A 14,880-nucleotide genomic window follows, 5' to 3' on the forward strand; every position below is an offset into this window, starting at 1 on the left:
CGCCGTCCCCGGGCCGCTGCCACGCTGAGGACGTGACCGGCCACGGAGAACCCGCCGGCGGCCCGCCCCGCCCCCCTGGCGGCCGCCCGTCCCACGACGTGCTCGTCGTGCTCTTCGACGGCGTGCAGAGCCTCGACGTGACCGGGCCCGTCGAGGTCTTCGCCGCCGCCTCGTCCACCGCGTCGAACCCCGCGCCCTACCGGGTGCGGACCGCGTCCCTGGGCGGCGGTCCGGTCCGCACCAGCGCCGGGCTGCGACTGCTGCCCGACGAGGACCTGCGCACCGCCGCGCCGCCCGGCACCCTGCTGGTGCCCGGTGGCTCCGGCACCCACCGGCCCGACCCGGAGGCCGTCGCCCGGGTCGCGGCGCTCGCGCCGGACGCCGTACGCGTGGTGTCGGTGTGCACGGGGGCGTTCCTGCTCGCCGAGGCGGGGCTGCTGGAGGGCCGCCGGGCCACCACGCACTGGGCCTACTGCGCCACGCTGGCCCGCCGCTTCCCCGGCACAGACGTGGATCCCGAGCCGATCTTCGTACGGGACGGGAAGTATGCGACGTCCGCGGGCGTCACCGCCGGGATCGACCTGGCGCTCGCGCTCGTCGAGGAGGACCTCGGGCGGGACGCGGCGCTCGCGGTCGCCCGCGGCCTGGTCGTCTTCCTGCGCAGGCCCGGCAGCCAGGCGCAGTTCAGCACGCAGCTGGCCGCGCAGCTCGCCGAGCGGGAGCCGCTGCGCGAGGTCCAGCGCTGGATCACCGAGCACCCGGAGGCGGACCTGTCCGTCGACGCGCTCGCCGCCCGCGCGGCGCTCTCCCCCCGGCAGTTCGCCCGCGCCTTCCGCGCGGAGGTCGGCGTGCCGCCCGGCCGGTACGTCGACCGGGCGCGTCTCGAAGCGGCCCGGCGGCTGCTGGAGGACACCGACGGCGGGATCGCCGAGGTCGCCCGCGCCGCGGGCTACGGCACCCCCGAGGCGATGCGCCGCGCCTTTCTCCGCACCCTCGCCCTCCCGCCGGCGGAGTACCGCCGGCGCTTCCACAGCGTCAGGAGCTGAACCGTGCAGATCGCCGCCCTGCTCTACGAGGACTTCACCGCGCTCGACGTCGTCGGACCGTACGAGGTCCTGTCCCGCATCCCGGGTGCCGAGGTCGTCTTCACCGCCGTCCAGGCCGGGCCCGTACGCACCGACATGGGGCTGTCCGTGACCGCGGACAAGCCGCTCGCCGAGGTCACCGCGCCCGATCTGGTGCTGGTGCCGGGCGGGCCCGGTACGCAGGCCGCGCTCGGCGTGCCGGAGATCCTGGACTGGCTGCGGGCCGTCGATCCCGGGACGGCCTGGACCACGTCCGTGTGCTCGGGCTCGCTGCTGCTGGCCGGCGCCGGACTGCTCACGGGGCGGCGGGCCGCCTCCCACTGGCTCGCGCTCGAACACCTCCCGCTGCTCGGGGCGGTGCCCAGCACGGACCGGGTCGTCATCGACGGCAAGTACGCCACGGCCGCGGGCGTCTCCGCGGGCATCGACCTCGCCCTGACCCTCACCGGCCGCATCGCGGGCGACGCGGTGGCCGAGGCGATCCAGCTCGTCGTCGAGTACGCCCCCGAGCCCCCGTACAGCGCCGGTTCGGTGACCACCGCTCCCCCTTCCCTGGTCGAGACCCTGCGCGCCACCCAGCTGCGCGTCCCGGCCCTCTGACGCCCCCGGCGGGGCCCCTCACCGCCCCGCTCCCCGGCGTGTAAGGAGCGCGTAACCCCAACCGGCCCGCGGAGTGACCCAGGCGAAATCGGCTGCGCCTAGCGTGTGCACGGGCGCGGCCGCGGCGGCCGCGGGTGGGAGGACCCGCAGGTGACCACGACGGTGCGCACGGCGTGCGCGTACTGCGGCGTCGGCTGCGGCATGCTCCTGGAGGTGGGGGCGGCCCCCGACGGCCGCCGGACCGTCCTGCGGGCCCGCGGTGACGCCTCGCACCCGGCGAACCACGGCCGTCTGTGCACCAAGGGCGCGACGACCGCGGACATGCTCGCGGCGCCCGGCCGCCTGACCACCGCCCTGACGCGCGCCGAGCGCGGCGCGGAACCGGTGCCCTCGCCCGCGGACCGGGCGATCGAGGAGACCGGCCGCCGTCTGCGCGCGATCGTCGACGAGCACGGCCCGGACGCGGTGGCGCTGTACGTGTCGGGCCAGCTCAGCCTGGAGGCGCAGTACCTGGCGAACAAGCTCGCCAAGGGCTTCGTCCGCACCAACCAGATCGAGTCCAACTCACGTCTGTGCATGGCGAGCGCGGGCAGCGGCTACAAGCTGTCGCTGGGCGCCGACGGCCCGCCCGGCTCCTACCAGGACCTGGACAGCGCCGACGTCTTCCTCGTCATCGGCGCGAACATGGCCGACTGCCACCCCGTGCTCTTCCTGCGGCTGATGGACCGGGTCAAGAAGGGCGCGAAGCTCGTCGTGGTGGACCCGCGGCGCACCGCGACCGCCGCGAAGGCCGATCTACACCTCCAGCTGCGCCCCGGCACGGACCTCGCGCTGCTCAACGGCCTGCTGCACCTGCTGCACGCCGAGGGCGCCACCGACCCGGACTTCATCGCACGCTGGACCGAGGGCTGGGAGGCGATGCCGGACTTCCTCGCCGACTACACCCCGGCGGCGGTCGCCGCGACGACCGGCCTGGCCGAGCAGGACATCCGCCGCGCCGCCGAGCTGATCGGCGGGGCGGCCGACTGGGTGAGCTGCTGGACGATGGGCCTGAACCAGTCCACGCACGGCACGTGGAACACCAACGCCCTGATCAACCTGCACCTGGCGACGGGCGCGATCTGCCGCCCCGGCAGCGGCCCCTTCTCGCTGACCGGCCAGCCGAACGCCATGGGCGGACGCGAGATGGGCTACATGGGCCCGGGTCTGCCCGGCCAGCGCTCGGTGCTGGTCGCCGAGGACCGCGCCTTCGCCGAGGAGCTGTGGGGCCTGCCGCCGGGCACGGTCCGAGCGGACGGCGTCGGGCGCGGCACCGTGGAGATGTTCCGGCGGATGGCGGACGGCGACATCAGGGCCTGCTGGATCATCTGCACCAACCCCGTCGCCTCGGTCGCGAACCGCCGCACCGTCATCGAGGGCCTGGAGGCGGCGGAGTTCGTCGTCACCCAGGACGCCTTCGCCGACACCGAGACCAACGCGTACGCCGACGTCGTGCTGCCCGCCGCGCTGTGGACGGAGTCCGAGGGCGTCCTGGTCAACAGCGAGCGCAATCTGACGCTCGCCCGCAAGGCCCTCGACCCGCCCGGCGAGGCCCTGCCGGACTGGCGGATCATCGCGGGCGTCGCGCGGGCCATGGGCTACGGGGACGCCTTCGACTACGCGGGCGCCGAGGAGATCTTCGACGAGATCCGCCGCGCCCACAACCCGCTCACCGGCTACGACCTGCGCGGTGTGACGTACGGGCGGCTCCGCGACACCCCCGTGCAGTGGCCCGCCCCGACCGCCGACGGCCCCGACCGCAACCCGATCCGCTACGTCCGGGAGGACGGCGGGCTGCGCTTCCCCACCCCCAGCGGCCGCGCCGTGTTCTTCCCGCGCCCGCACGTGCCGCCAGCGGAGATGCCGGACGACGACTTCCCCTTCGTGCTCAACACCGGACGGGTGCAGCACCAGTGGCACACCCTCACCAAGACCGGCCGGGTGGCCAAGCTCAACCGTCTCAACCCGGGCCCCTTCGTGGAGCTGCACCCGGCCGACGCCGCCGCCCTCGGCATCGCCGAGGGCGACGCGGTCGAGGTGGCCTCGCGGCGCGGCCGGGCCGTGCTGCCCGCGGTGCTCACCGACCGCGTCCTGCCCGGCTGCTGCTTCGCGCCCTTCCACTGGAACGACCTGTTCGGCGAATACCTCAGCGTCAACGCGGTGACGAGCGACGCGGTCGACCCGGTGTCCTTCCAGCCCGAACTGAAGGTCTGCGCGGTGTCGCTCACCCGCGTCGCGGCGACGCCCGCCGCGGAAGCACCCGCACAGGCCCTCCCGGGGCCCGCCACGCCTCTTCCCGGGCCGGACGCGGGCCCCGGGCCCACCGGGGGCGAGCAGGCGCCGCACGCGGCCGCGAGCGTCTTCGGCGTGGCGGACCTGGCCCCGCCCGTGCTCGACGAGCCCGAACGGCGCTACCTGGTGGGCTTCCTCGCCGGGCTGGGATCGGGCCTCGCCGGGGTGCCCGTGCTGCCGCCGGACGCGCCCTTCACGCCCGAGCACGCGCAATGGGTCAACGGGGCGCTCGCCGGGATGTACTCGCGGCTGCCGGGCACCTCGGCGGCCGCGGCCCCGGCGGCGCCCGCCGGGCGGGACGTCGTGGTGCTGTGGGCCTCGCAGACCGGCAACGCCGAGGACTTCGCCGCCGCGGCCGCCCAACGGCTGGCCGGGACCGGGCACCGCGCCACCCTCCTCGGCATGGCGGACGCCTCCCCCGGCGCGCTCCCGGCCGCCGCCGACCTGCTGCTCATCACCAGCACCTTCGGCGACGGCGACGCCCCCGACAACGGCACCGGCTTCTGGGACGCCCTCACCGCGCCCGACACCCCGCGGCTCGACGGCCGCCGCTTCGCCGTCCTCGCCCTCGGCGACTCCTCCTACGCCGACTTCTGCGGCCACGGCCGCCGCCTCGACGAACGCCTCGGCGAACTGGGCGGGATCCGCCTGGCGCCCCGCACCGACTGCGAGCCGGACTACCAGACGTCGGCGGGCGCGTGGCTGGACCAGGTCCTCGCCGCCCTGTCCGCGCCGCCGGCCGCGCCCGAAGCCGAGGTTGTGCCCGTACCCGCGCCCGCGGCCCCACCCGCGGCCGTACCCGTGCCCGCGCCCGCCCGGCAGCGGCCCGCGTCCGGCACCGCCCGGCTGACCGGCAACCGGCTGCTGAGCCTGCCGGGCGCGGCCAAGGAAGTGCGCCGCTTCGTCCTCGACACCCGCGACAGTCCCGTCCCGCTGCCGTACGAGGCGGGCGACGCGCTCAGCGTCACACCGGTCAACGCGCGCTCCCTCGTGGCCGAGTGGCTCGCCGTCACCGGTCTCGCCGCGGACACCGCCGTCAGCCTTCCCGGCACCGGCGAGGTCCGCCTGGGCGAGGCCCTCACCCACCACCTCGACATCACCCGCATCACCCCCGGCCTGCTGCGCTTCCTCGCCGAGCGCGACCGCGACCACGCCCGGGGCCGGCTGCTGCGCAAACTGCTGCGGCCCGACAACAGCGACGAGCTGGCCGCGTGGTCCTGGGGACGGCAGGCGGTGGACGTCGTCGCGGAGCACGCGGTGCGCGCCGAGGCCGCCGAGTGGGCGGCGGTGCTCAGGAAGCTCCAGCCGCGGCAGTACTCGATATCGTCCAGCCCGCTCACCGACCCGTACGCCATCGCGCTGACCGTCTCCGTCGTCCGGTACGAGAGCCCCGGCGGGCGGGCCCGCGGCGGTGTCTGCTCGCCCTTCCTCGCCGACGCCGAGCCCGGCACCGAGGTGCCCGTCCAGGTCCGCCGCGCCCCGCACTTCCGGCCGCCCGCCGACCCCGGCACCCCGATGGTCATGATCGGCCCCGGCACCGGCGTCGCCCCCTTCCTGGGCTTCCTCGCCGAGCGCCGCGCCCGCGGCCACCGCGCGCCCAACTGGCTCTTCTTCGGCGAGCAGCACCGCGCCACCGACTTCTACTACGCCGACGACCTCGCCGCCTTCCAGGCCGACGGCACCCTCACCCGCCTCGACACCGCCTTCTCCCGCGACCAGCGCGCGAAGGTGTACGTCCAGGACCGGATGCGCGAGCACGGGCCCCTGCTGTGGTCCTGGCTCCAGGACGGCGCGCACCTGTACGTGTGCGGGGACGCCGCGCGGATGGCCAAGGACGTGGACCGCGCCCTGCACACCATCGCCACCACCCACGGCGGGCTGCGGCCGGACGCGGCCACCGCCCACCTCAAGCAGCTCGCCGCCGACAAGCGCTACGTACGCGACGTGTACTGAGGTACTGAGGTACTGAGCACGGACGCGCTACCGCGCACAGACGTGCGCCGGGCAACAGACGTGCGCCAGGCACAGACGCAGGACCCGGCACAGACGTGCGCCGGGGGCCGACAGCGGGACGGGCCGGTGCGCCGCCGTGCCTTCGGCGACGCACCGGCCCTTCCCGCCCCTCCGCCTGCGGTCCGGCCCGCTCAGCTGAGGATCTTCTCCTTCGCCCGCTGGAACTCCTCCTCGGTCAGGTGCCCCTCGCGCTTCATCTCGGCCAGCTTGGCCAGCTCGTCCGCGGAGCCGCCGGACCCGGCGGTCTTGCGCACGTATTCGTCGAAGTCCGCGCGCTGCGCCTTGGCGTGCCGTGCCTCGCGGCGGCCCATGCTGCCGCCCCGCACGCACACGTACACGAACACGCCCAGGAAGGGCAGCACCAGCACGAAGATCAGCCACCCGGCCTTCGCCCAGCCGCCCAGGTCGTCGTCACGGAAGACGTCCACGACGATGCGGAAGAGCAGGAAGACCCACAGCACCCACAAGAAGACCCACAAGGCGGTCAGGAAGGCGCCGAGCACGGGGTAGTCGTACGCGAGATAGACGGTGTCGCTCATGGGTTGCCTCCGGTTCTGCGTGGTGAGTGCGGTCGGCGGGAAGTGGGTTCGGCCGCGGTCACGGTGACGTGGTGTCGGCCGCCGTCACGCGGCCGTCGGACGCGGCGGCCGCGAGGGCGCGGAAGTCCGCCTCGTTGCGGTCGGCGTAGGCCTCGGCGAATTCGCCGAGCGCCCGGTCCAGGACGTCGCCGGTGCCGGTGTAGGCGGCGATCGCGACGGGGTCGCCGGAGCGGGCGTGCGCGCGGGCCAGCGAGGCGCCGCAGACCTGGGCGAAGAGCCGCAGCATCTTGGGCGTCATGGTCTCCGGCCGGGCGATGCCCTTCCAGTCGCGCAGCTGGCGCACGTAGAAGTCCCGCTGCCGCCCGTCGAGACCGGTGACGCGCACCCAGCCGAGCAGGATGTCCCCGGCGGACTGCATGAGCCGCTGCCCCTCGACGACCCGCCGCCCCTGGTGCCCGCGCCCGGCGCCGGGGCCGCCGGTGTACGGCGCGAGGACGGACCGCCCGGCCTCCTTGGCCTGGAGCACGAGCGGATCGTGCGCGTCCCGGCCGACCGCGAGGATCACCCAGCAGCGGGTGCCGACGCTGCCGACGCCGACGACCTTGTGCGCCATGTCGACGACCTCGAAGCGGCTGAGCAGCAGCTGCCGCTCGGCGGGCAGGCTCTGCGCGTAGCGGTGCAGCAGCCCGCGCAGCCAGTCGGTCAGCTCGCCGCGTCCGCCGCGCCCGGCGTCCTGCGGCAGCAGGTCGCGCAGCGGGGTGATGAGCGGCGGGTCCGCGATGATCTGCGGCTTCCCGTCGACGACGTGCGCCAGCCGTCCGAAAGCCTGTGCGGTGTCCCGGCCGCGCGCCTTCTTCAGCGCCTTGCCGGTGCGTTCGCGGACGGCCTTGCCGGGGTGCCCGGGGGGACCGCCGGGCAGCAGGGCGCCGAGCTGGTCGGTGTCGTCGAGGGCGTACCAGACGTCGAGGGTGTCCATCTCCGCGAGCAGGTGCATGCGCTCGCGGTAGGACGCGACGGCGCCGCGGACGACCGCGGTGCGCTGCCCGCCGGACAGGCCGCGGGCGCGGGCGGCGATCTCCAGGCTGGTCGCCAGGCGTTTGAGGTCCCATTCGAAGGGGCCGGGCAGCGTCTCGTCGAAGTCGTTGATGTCGAAGACGAGGTGCCGCTCCGGCGAGGCGAGCAGCCGGAAGTTCAGCAGGTGGGCGTCGCCGCACAGCTGCGAGGTCAGGCCGGTGTGCGGGGCCGCGCCGAGGTCGGCGGCCATGATCGCGGCGGCCCCGCGGTAGAAGCGGAAGGGCGACTCCAGCATGCGCCCGTAGCGGATCGGCACCAGCTCGGGCACCCGGTCGGCGGACTGCCGCTCCAGCACCGCGACGGGGTCGAAGCGCTCCGGTCCCGCCTCGTAGCGGGCGTGCGCCGAGCGGGGTATGTGCCGCCTGACGGACTTGCCGTGCGCCGCGCGCTCCGCGGTGCTGCGCCGCGGAGCGGCCAGCTCACCCGCGGACGCGGGGTCGTGGTTGTTGCGCCCCATGGGCCCCACCGCCCTCCGGTGCCCCCATCATCACCCCGGTCCGCGGAAGCCGCCACGCGGGCGTACCCGCCCCGGCGCAGGCCGCGGGCCCGCGGCCCGGACGCTGTCCACCGTTCGGTGGACCCCGCCGTGGCCGTACGGCCGTTCCCCGGCCGCGAGCGCGGCGGGATCGTGGACGCATGACGGACGACGTGGTGACGGTCCGCGGGCTTCGCAAGCGGTACGGCGAGGTGGACGCGGTCAACGGGGTGGATCTCGACATCCGGCGCGGTGAGGTGTTCGGGATCCTGGGGCCCAACGGGGCCGGAAAGAGCACGACGGTGGAGATCCTGCAGGGCCACCGGCGGCGCGACGGGGGCGAGGTCACGGTGCTCGGGCAGGACCCGGGCCGCGCGTCGCGCGCCTGGCAGGCGAGGGTGGGGATCGTCTGGCAGGACGAGTCCGCGGCGGCGGAGCTGACGGTCGCCGAGACCGTACGGCACTTCGCCCGCTACTACCCGCGGCCGCGCGACCCGGCCGAGGTCATCGACCTGGTGGGCCTGACGGCGAAGGCGGGCGCGCGCACCAAGGCATTGTCCGGCGGCCAGCGGCGCCGCCTCGACGTGGCGCTCGGCGTGATCGGCGGCCCCGAGCTGCTGCTGCTCGACGAGCCGACGACCGGCTTCGACCCGGCGGCCCGGCGGCAGTTCTGGTCGCTCATCCGCAGCCTCGCGGCCGAGGGCACCACGATCATCCTGACCACGCACTACCTGGAGGAGGCCGAGGCGCTGGCCGACCGGCTCGCGGTCATCGCCGCGGGGCGGGTCGTCGCGGAGGGCGCGCCCGCCTCGCTCGCCGGGCGCGCGCAGGCGCGGGCGACCGTGCACTGGGCGGAACCGGACGGCACCGCGCGCAGCACCGAGACGGACACCCCGACCCGTACGGTCGGCGAGCTGGCCCGCCGCTTCGACGGCGAGATCCCCGAGCTGCGGGTCACCCGGCCCACGCTGGAGGACGTCTACCTGAAACTCATCGAACCCGCCGGATCGGGGGCAGCGTGATGGCCGGCACCACTGCGACGAAGGCGGCCGCCGCGCCGCGCACCACCGACGGGACCGCGCTCCCGGGCGCCTGGCGGCTCGGCCTGGCGCGCGGGGCGATGGAGATCAGGCTCTTCTTCCGGCTGCGCGAACAGGTGATCTTCACCTTCGCCTTCCCGATCGTCTTCCTGTTCCTCTTCGCGTCGATCTTCCACGACGACATGGCGCACACCGGCTCGACCGCCTCGCAGTACTACGTGGCGTCGATGACCGCCGCGGGCATCATGTCCACGAGTTTCCAGTCACTGGGCATATCCATCGCCGTCGAGCGCGACGAGAAAGTGCTGCGGCGGCTGCGCGGCACCCCGATGCCACCGGCCGCGTACTTCCTCGGCAAGATCTGGCTCGTGCTCGTCACCGGGCTGCTGGAGACGGCCGCGTTGCTCGCCTTCGGCGCCACCGTCTACGACGTCGACCTGCCGTCGGACGTCACCGGCTGGCTCACCTTCGGCTGGATCTTCGTGCTCGGCATCACCGCGTGCGCGCTGCTCGGCATCGCGATCAGCAGCGTCCCGAAGTCCGCGCGCAGCGCCACCTCGGTGGTCGTCCTGCCGTTCCTGGTGCTCCAGTTCATCTCCGGCGTCTACATCCTCATCGACACCGTGCCGGACTGGATGCTGACCGTCAGCTCGTTCTTCCCGCTCAAATGGCTGTGCCAGGGCCTGCGCGGGGTGTTCCTGCCGCACGCCGCCGCCGCGCTGGAGCCCGCGGGCAGCTGGGAGTACGGGCGCACCGCCCTGGTGCTCGCCGCCTGGTGCGTCGGAGGATTGGTGCTGTGCCTGCTGACCTTCCGCTGGAAGAGCCGGAACGACGGGTGAGCGCGCCACCGTTCGGGGACGGGGGGACGTACGTGCCGGCCCCCGCTCCCGTACCGGAGCCCGCGGCCGAGCCTTCCGCTCCCGCACCGCCCGCCGCGGACTCCGCCCGCGGCGAGCACGTGTGGGAGCGCAGCTTCCTGCCGTGGGACGTGTACTTCGCGGTGGTGTGGCTCGGCACGGTCCTCTTCGCGCTCTCCGCCGAGAGCCCGGGGCTGCGCGTCCGCGTCGTCGCGGCGGGCCTGTTCTGCCTGCCGATCCCCTGGTACCTGTGGAAGGGCCGGCCGCTGCTGCGCCGGCAGGCCGAGACGACCGGAAGCACCGCCGCCGCCCGCTACCTGGCCGGGCTCGTCGTGCTCTTCCTGCCGCCCGCCGCCCTCGTCGGCGAGACCCGGCTGGCCACCTTCGCCCTCGTCCCGCAGTGCTTCATGCTGCTGCGGGTGCCGGGCGCGCTCGCCGCCGTGGCCGTCGTCAACGTCACGCCGGTCGCCGCGTGGGCGGTCGTGTGGCGGCCCAGCACCCACGACGTGTTCTACAACTCCGTCTTCGGCATGGTCACGCTCGCCTTCTCCGCCGTCTTCGGCAGCTGGATCATCCGCATCATCGAGCAGAGCACGGAACGGGCCCGGCTGGTCGCCGAACTGGACGCCAGCCGCGGCGAGATCGCCCGGCTGTCCGCCGAACGCGGCGCCCTCGCCGAGCGCGAGCGGCTCGCCCGCGAGATCCACGACACCCTCGCGCAGGGCTTCACCAGCCTGGTCATGCTCGTCCAGGCCGTCGAGGGCGAGCTGGGCACCCACCCCGAGCAGGCCCGCCGCCACCTGGAACTGATGGGCCGCACCGCCCGGGAGAACCTCGCCGAGGCCCGCGCCCTCGTCGCAGGCAACGCCCCGACGGGCCTGGACGGCGCCTCGCTGCCCGACGCCCTGCGCCGCCTCGCCGCCCGGCACGCCGAGCAGAGCGGCGCCCCCGCGACCGTCTCCGTCACCGGCTGCGTACGGGGCCTGCCCCCGGCGGTCGAGGTCGTGGCCCTGCGCAGCTGCCAGGAAGCCCTGGCCAACGCCCGTCGGCACGCCGGACCCGCCGTCCCCGTGGCCCTCGACGTCGACTACGCCGCCGACGCCCTCCACCTCGCCGTCCGCGACACCGGCCGCGGCTTCGCCCCCGAGGCCGCGCCGGGCCCCGGCTACGGCCTCCCGGGCCTGCGCGCCAGGGCGGCGGAGCTGGGCGGTACGGCCACGGTCAGCAGCACGCCGGGCGCCGGTACGTGCGTGACGGTGCGTCTGCCGCTGACCCGCGGGACGGCGCCGGGGGCGGGCGGGGCCGCCGCACGGCCCGAACCGCCGGGCCCCACCGACACACTGCCCGCCCTCACCGACGTGCCGTCCCCGTACCCGCCCACGTACCCGCCCCCGTCCGCCGACGCCCCGAGGAGCGCACCGTGATCCGCATCCTGCTCGCCGACGACCACCCCGTCGTCCGGGAGGGCCTGCGCGCGATGCTGGACGCGGAAAGCGACCTGGACGTCGTCGGGGAGGCGTCGAGCGGCCCGCAGGCCGAGGCGCAGGCGGCCGCGCTGCTCCCGGACATCGTGCTCATGGACCTGCGCATGCCGGGCGGCGGGGGCGTCGACTCCATCGTGCGGATGACGGCGGCCGGACTGCCCTGCCGGGTCATCGTGCTCACCACCTACGAGACGGACGGCGACATCCTGCGCGCGGTGGAGGCCGGGGCCGCGGGCTACCTCCTCAAGGACCTCGCCCGCGGCGAACTCGCCGACGCCGTCCGCGCCGCCGCCCGCGGCGAGACGGTGCTGGCCCCCACGGTCGCCGCCCGCCTCGTCGACCGCCTGCGCACCCGCCCCGAACGCCCGCACCTGTCCGAGCGCGAGACCGCCATCCTCCGCCTGGTCGCCGAGGGCTGCACCAACGCGGAGATCGGCCGCCGCCTGTTCATCGGCGAATCCACCGTCAAGACCCACCTGCTGCGCGCCTATGCCAAGCTCGGCGTCGACGACCGCACCGCCGCCGTCACCTCGGCGATGCGCCTCGACCTCCTCTGAGCGCGACCGGGAACCCCGAAAAGCCCGGTACATTGCCACGCCGTCACCATAGGTGCCGGATCGGCCGCGGGGCGGGGGTCGGCCTCAGCGCAGGTTCCGTACCGTCGTCAGGTCGTACACGCGCCCCGCGTGGCCGTCCTCCGTCAGGGCCGCCGCGGCGGCCTCCGCGACGTCCCGGGTGTCGACGAAGCCCACCGCGGCCCCCTCGGGGTGCGCTACCGCCGGGCACACGACGCGCGAGCCGCCTCGTAGGGACGAGACGGCTCGCGAAGGCCCTGGAAGGGCGCGTACGGGGCTGCGGGGTCACAGGCCGCCGGTGTAGAGCAGGTTGTTCGGCGAGCCCGCGCTCACCGTCAGCACGCCCTGCGTGGAGGCACTGAGCAGCCAGCTGCCGACCTCCACCGCACCGGCGGTCGGGTGCGCCGCCTTGTAGAGCAGCGCCACCCCCGCGACGTGCGGGCTCGCCATCGACGTACCGGACTCCGCGACGCTGCCGCCGCCGATCCGGGCGGAGACGATGTCCTGGCCGGGCGCGTAGATGTCCAGGCAGCGCCCGAAGTTGCTGAAGCTCGCCTGCTGGTCGGAGGGCGTGGTGGCGCCCACGGTGAAGGCGCCGCTCGCACTCGCCGGGGAGACGTTGCACGCGTCCTCGCTGCTGTTGCCCGCGGCCACCACGGGCAGCACCCCGGCGTCGGCGACCGCGTCGGCCGCGTCGTTGACAGCGGGGGAGTAGTCCCCGCCGAGCGAGGCGTTCAGCACCGCGGGCTGCTGCGCGTTCTTCGCCACCCAGTCGAACCCGGCGATGATCCCCGCCCAGCTGCCCGTCCCGTCGCAGCCGAGCACCCGCACGCTGACCAGCTTCGCCTGCGGCGCGACACCGAAGGTGGCACCGCCGACCGTGCCCGCCACGTGCGTGCCGTGACCCTGGCAGTCCTGCCCGTCCCGCCCGTCGCCGATCGCGTCGAAGCCCGGCACGGCCCGGCCGCCGAACTCGCTGTGCCCGTAGTCGATGCCGGTGTCCATGATGTACGCGGTCGCGCCCGCGCCCTTGCCCACCGTGTTGAACTGCCCGTCCAGCGGAAGCTGTCGCTGGTCGATGCGGTCCAGCCCCCACGAGTTCGCCTTGACCCTGCTGCCGGTCGGGTCGAGCGGCGGCGCCGCGGTGTCCGTCGTGTGCGCGAGCCCGAAGGCGGTCACCGAGGCGTTCTGCTCGACCGACGTCACCCCCGGCATCCTGCGCACCGCGTCCAGCTGCGTCGCCGTGAGCGTGATGGCGAAACCGCGCAGCGCGCTGCTGTAGGTGAAGAAGGGCACGACGCCGATCTTCTGCGCCGTCGACGCCGGGTCCAGCGTCCTGTCGAGCGTGACGATGTACTGCCCGGCGATGGCGTTGTCGTGCGTACGCAGCGGGGCGAGCGGCGCCTCCGGCGTGGGCAGGGGAATGGCGGCCACGGCAGGCGTACCCGCCATCACCAGCGGTGCGAGCACCAGGGCGGCGGCCGACAGACCGCGCGCGAACAGACGCATGGGAAGCTCCCAGGGGGACGTCGACAGTCGTGGCAGAGCGCGCACGAGCGTTCCTACGATCTGACGATCGGTCCCCCTCCCCCCACCCGACACACGTATCCCCCGCCTCCGGACCAGCCGAATGGCCTCCCGCCGGGGACGCGTGGGGCGCACCCGGGCGGAACCCGGGGGAGAACCGCGGGACGGCCGCCCTCCGGGGGGCGCAGGGCCACGGGCCCCGCTCAGCCACCACCCCCGCCACCACCGGCGAGCAGCAGTTCCACCCCCAGAGCCGTCAGGCTGTGATGGCTCCACCGGCCGCTGCGCCGCGTCACCACGAGCCCCGCCCGCCGCAGCACACCCACGTGCTCACTCGCCGACGCGGGCGACAGCCCGACCCGGCGGGCGAGCTGGCCGGTCGTCACACCGTCCGCGACGACCTCCAGCACCGCCGCCCTGCTGTGCCCGATGAGCGCCGCCAGGCCCTCGTACGGCGCCCCGCCGCCCGCCGCGGGCGCGAACGGGTGCGGCGCGTCCGTACCCGTTCCCGCGCCGACCTCGTAGTAGAGCGTCGGCTGCTCGTCGTCCGGATCGCACGGCACATATCCGCCGAAGGCCCCGGGCGCGAGGACGAGCCCGCGCCCACGCAGGTGGTAGTCGTACGCGAGCGGCGCCACCGTCCGCACCTCCAGCACCGGCGGCCGCCACCGGATGCCGGGCCCGAGGCCGCCCAGCACCCGCTCGATGCCGCCCTCCCCCAACTGCCGGGTGCGTGCGGCCCGGTCGGCGGCGAGCGCCACGGAGATCCGGCGCCAGTACGGCGCCACGGCCACCCGGTGGTAGCTGCGGACGGCCGCGGCGAGGCCCTCCACCGTGGCCGGGTCCCCTGCGGCGAGGTCGCGGGTCCAGCCGGGCAGCGGGCGGTGCCGTCCGACGTACTCCAGGTCGGCGCGCAAAGCCCGCGAAGGCGTGCCGAGCAGCCGCTCCAGCTCGTCGTCGAGGCTGTCCAGGCCGATGTGCGGGCGCAGGAAGCGCGGCACGGGGTGGGCCGGGTCGGAGGCCGTGAGCTGCCCGAAGTACGTCTGCCACGGCCGCTGCCGGGGCGACGCGGGCACGGGGGCGTCGAGGAGCGCGAACCCGGCACGTACGAGCCGCCGCCAGTCGTCGAGCCGCGGCGCGCCCGCCCGCTGGGTGAGCCGGAAGGCGCTGAAGGTGGTGGCCGCCAGCGGGCTGGGGCGGCCCGCGATCCGGGTACGGGCGAGGTCGGTCAGCGTGAAGTGGATGCGCACGGACGTCCCCCTTCGCGACAGCTCCTGCTT

11 protein-coding genes are annotated in these 14,880 nt (G+C 75.1%); 7 read left to right on the plus strand and 4 right to left on the minus strand.

Going from position 1 to position 14,880, the window contains the following annotated elements; translation table 11 throughout:
• Nucleotides 1-98: 98 nt before the first annotated feature.
• From ACWERV_RS29090 to ACWERV_RS29100, 3 genes are all read left to right on the plus strand, one after another.
• Nucleotides 99-1,046, plus strand: coding sequence for a GlxA family transcriptional regulator (locus ACWERV_RS29090; protein ID WP_452938639.1), 948 nt, complete (start codon nucleotides 99-101; stop codon nucleotides 1,044-1,046).
• 3 nt (nucleotides 1,047-1,049) lie between these two features.
• Entirely contained in the window at nucleotides 1,050-1,685 is a 636-nt protein-coding gene (locus ACWERV_RS29095) for a DJ-1/PfpI family protein (protein WP_452938593.1), read from the plus strand.
• 201 nt (nucleotides 1,686-1,886) lie between these two features.
• Nucleotides 1,887-5,969, plus strand: coding sequence for a molybdopterin-dependent oxidoreductase (locus ACWERV_RS29100; RefSeq protein WP_452938641.1), 4,083 nt, complete (start codon nucleotides 1,887-1,889; stop codon nucleotides 5,967-5,969).
• Nucleotides 5,970-6,160: 191 nt separating this feature from the next.
• On the opposite strand, the gene ACWERV_RS29105 is transcribed toward ACWERV_RS29100, so the two are convergent.
• Both ACWERV_RS29105 and ACWERV_RS29110 read right to left on the minus strand, forming a co-directional pair.
• Nucleotides 6,161-6,568 carry an SHOCT domain-containing protein gene (locus tag ACWERV_RS29105; RefSeq protein ID WP_452938596.1) on the minus strand — a complete coding sequence of 136 codons (408 nt, stop codon included), beginning with the start codon at nucleotides 6,566-6,568 and terminating at the stop codon, nucleotides 6,161-6,163.
• A 58-nt stretch (nucleotides 6,569-6,626) separates the two neighbouring features.
• Nucleotides 6,627-8,099, minus strand: a complete 1,473-nt coding sequence (locus ACWERV_RS29110; RefSeq protein WP_452938598.1) for a DUF2252 domain-containing protein — start codon at nucleotides 8,097-8,099, stop codon at nucleotides 6,627-6,629.
• A gap of 179 nt (nucleotides 8,100-8,278) precedes the next feature.
• On the opposite strand from ACWERV_RS29110, the gene ACWERV_RS29115 reads away from it, so the two are divergent.
• Genes ACWERV_RS29115 through ACWERV_RS29130 form a run of 4 tightly spaced genes read left to right on the plus strand, consistent with a single transcriptional unit; the run spans nucleotide 8,279 to nucleotide 12,055 of the window.
• Nucleotides 8,279-9,139, plus strand: a complete 861-nt coding sequence (locus ACWERV_RS29115; protein ID WP_398175518.1) for an ABC transporter ATP-binding protein — start codon at nucleotides 8,279-8,281, stop codon at nucleotides 9,137-9,139.
• Complete coding sequence (locus ACWERV_RS29120; RefSeq protein ID WP_452938601.1) at nucleotides 9,139-9,996, plus strand: ABC transporter permease; 858 nt, start codon at nucleotides 9,139-9,141, stop codon at nucleotides 9,994-9,996. The genes ACWERV_RS29115 and ACWERV_RS29120 overlap by 1 nt, the downstream gene beginning before the upstream one ends.
• Nucleotides 9,993-11,438: a sensor histidine kinase gene (locus ACWERV_RS29125; protein ID WP_452938603.1), complete on the plus strand. Its 1,446-nt coding sequence runs from the start codon at nucleotides 9,993-9,995 to the stop codon at nucleotides 11,436-11,438. The genes ACWERV_RS29120 and ACWERV_RS29125 overlap by 4 nt, the downstream gene beginning before the upstream one ends.
• Nucleotides 11,435-12,055, plus strand: coding sequence for a response regulator (locus ACWERV_RS29130; RefSeq protein WP_452938606.1), 621 nt, complete (start codon nucleotides 11,435-11,437; stop codon nucleotides 12,053-12,055). The genes ACWERV_RS29125 and ACWERV_RS29130 overlap by 4 nt, the downstream gene beginning before the upstream one ends.
• A gap of 303 nt (nucleotides 12,056-12,358) precedes the next feature.
• Here ACWERV_RS29130 and ACWERV_RS29135 read toward each other — a convergent pair whose 3' ends face one another.
• A complete protein-coding gene (locus tag ACWERV_RS29135) occupies nucleotides 12,359-13,582 on the minus strand; it encodes a S8 family peptidase (RefSeq protein ID WP_452938609.1) in 1,224 nt (407 codons plus the stop codon).
• Between the two features lie 221 nt (nucleotides 13,583-13,803).
• Nucleotides 13,804-14,850 (minus strand): ArsR/SmtB family transcription factor, encoded by a 1,047-nt coding sequence (locus tag ACWERV_RS29140; RefSeq protein WP_452938612.1) that lies wholly within the window; start codon nucleotides 14,848-14,850, stop codon nucleotides 13,804-13,806.
• Nucleotides 14,851-14,880 lie beyond the last annotated feature (30 nt).

This window comes from Streptomyces sp. NPDC004031 (assembly GCF_053604375.1).

What these genes read in the sequence shown, in the direction of transcription:
- ACWERV_RS29105 (WP_452938596.1), bottom strand. Translation starts at nt 6,568, where the DNA reads ATGAGCGACACCGTCTATCTCGCGTACGACTACCCCGTGCTCGGCGCC.
- ACWERV_RS29120 (WP_452938601.1), top strand. Translation starts at nt 9,139, where the DNA reads ATGGCCGGCACCACTGCGACGAAGGCGGCCGCCGCGCCGCGCACCACC.
- ACWERV_RS29100 (WP_452938641.1), top strand. Translation starts at nt 1,887, where the DNA reads ATGCTCCTGGAGGTGGGGGCGGCCCCCGACGGCCGCCGGACCGTCCTG.
- ACWERV_RS29135 (WP_452938609.1), bottom strand. Translation starts at nt 13,582, where the DNA reads ATGCGTCTGTTCGCGCGCGGTCTGTCGGCCGCCGCCCTGGTGCTCGCA.
- ACWERV_RS29110 (WP_452938598.1), bottom strand. Translation starts at nt 8,099, where the DNA reads ATGGGGCGCAACAACCACGACCCCGCGTCCGCGGGTGAGCTGGCCGCT.
- ACWERV_RS29115 (WP_398175518.1), top strand. Translation starts at nt 8,279, where the DNA reads ATGACGGACGACGTGGTGACGGTCCGCGGGCTTCGCAAGCGGTACGGC.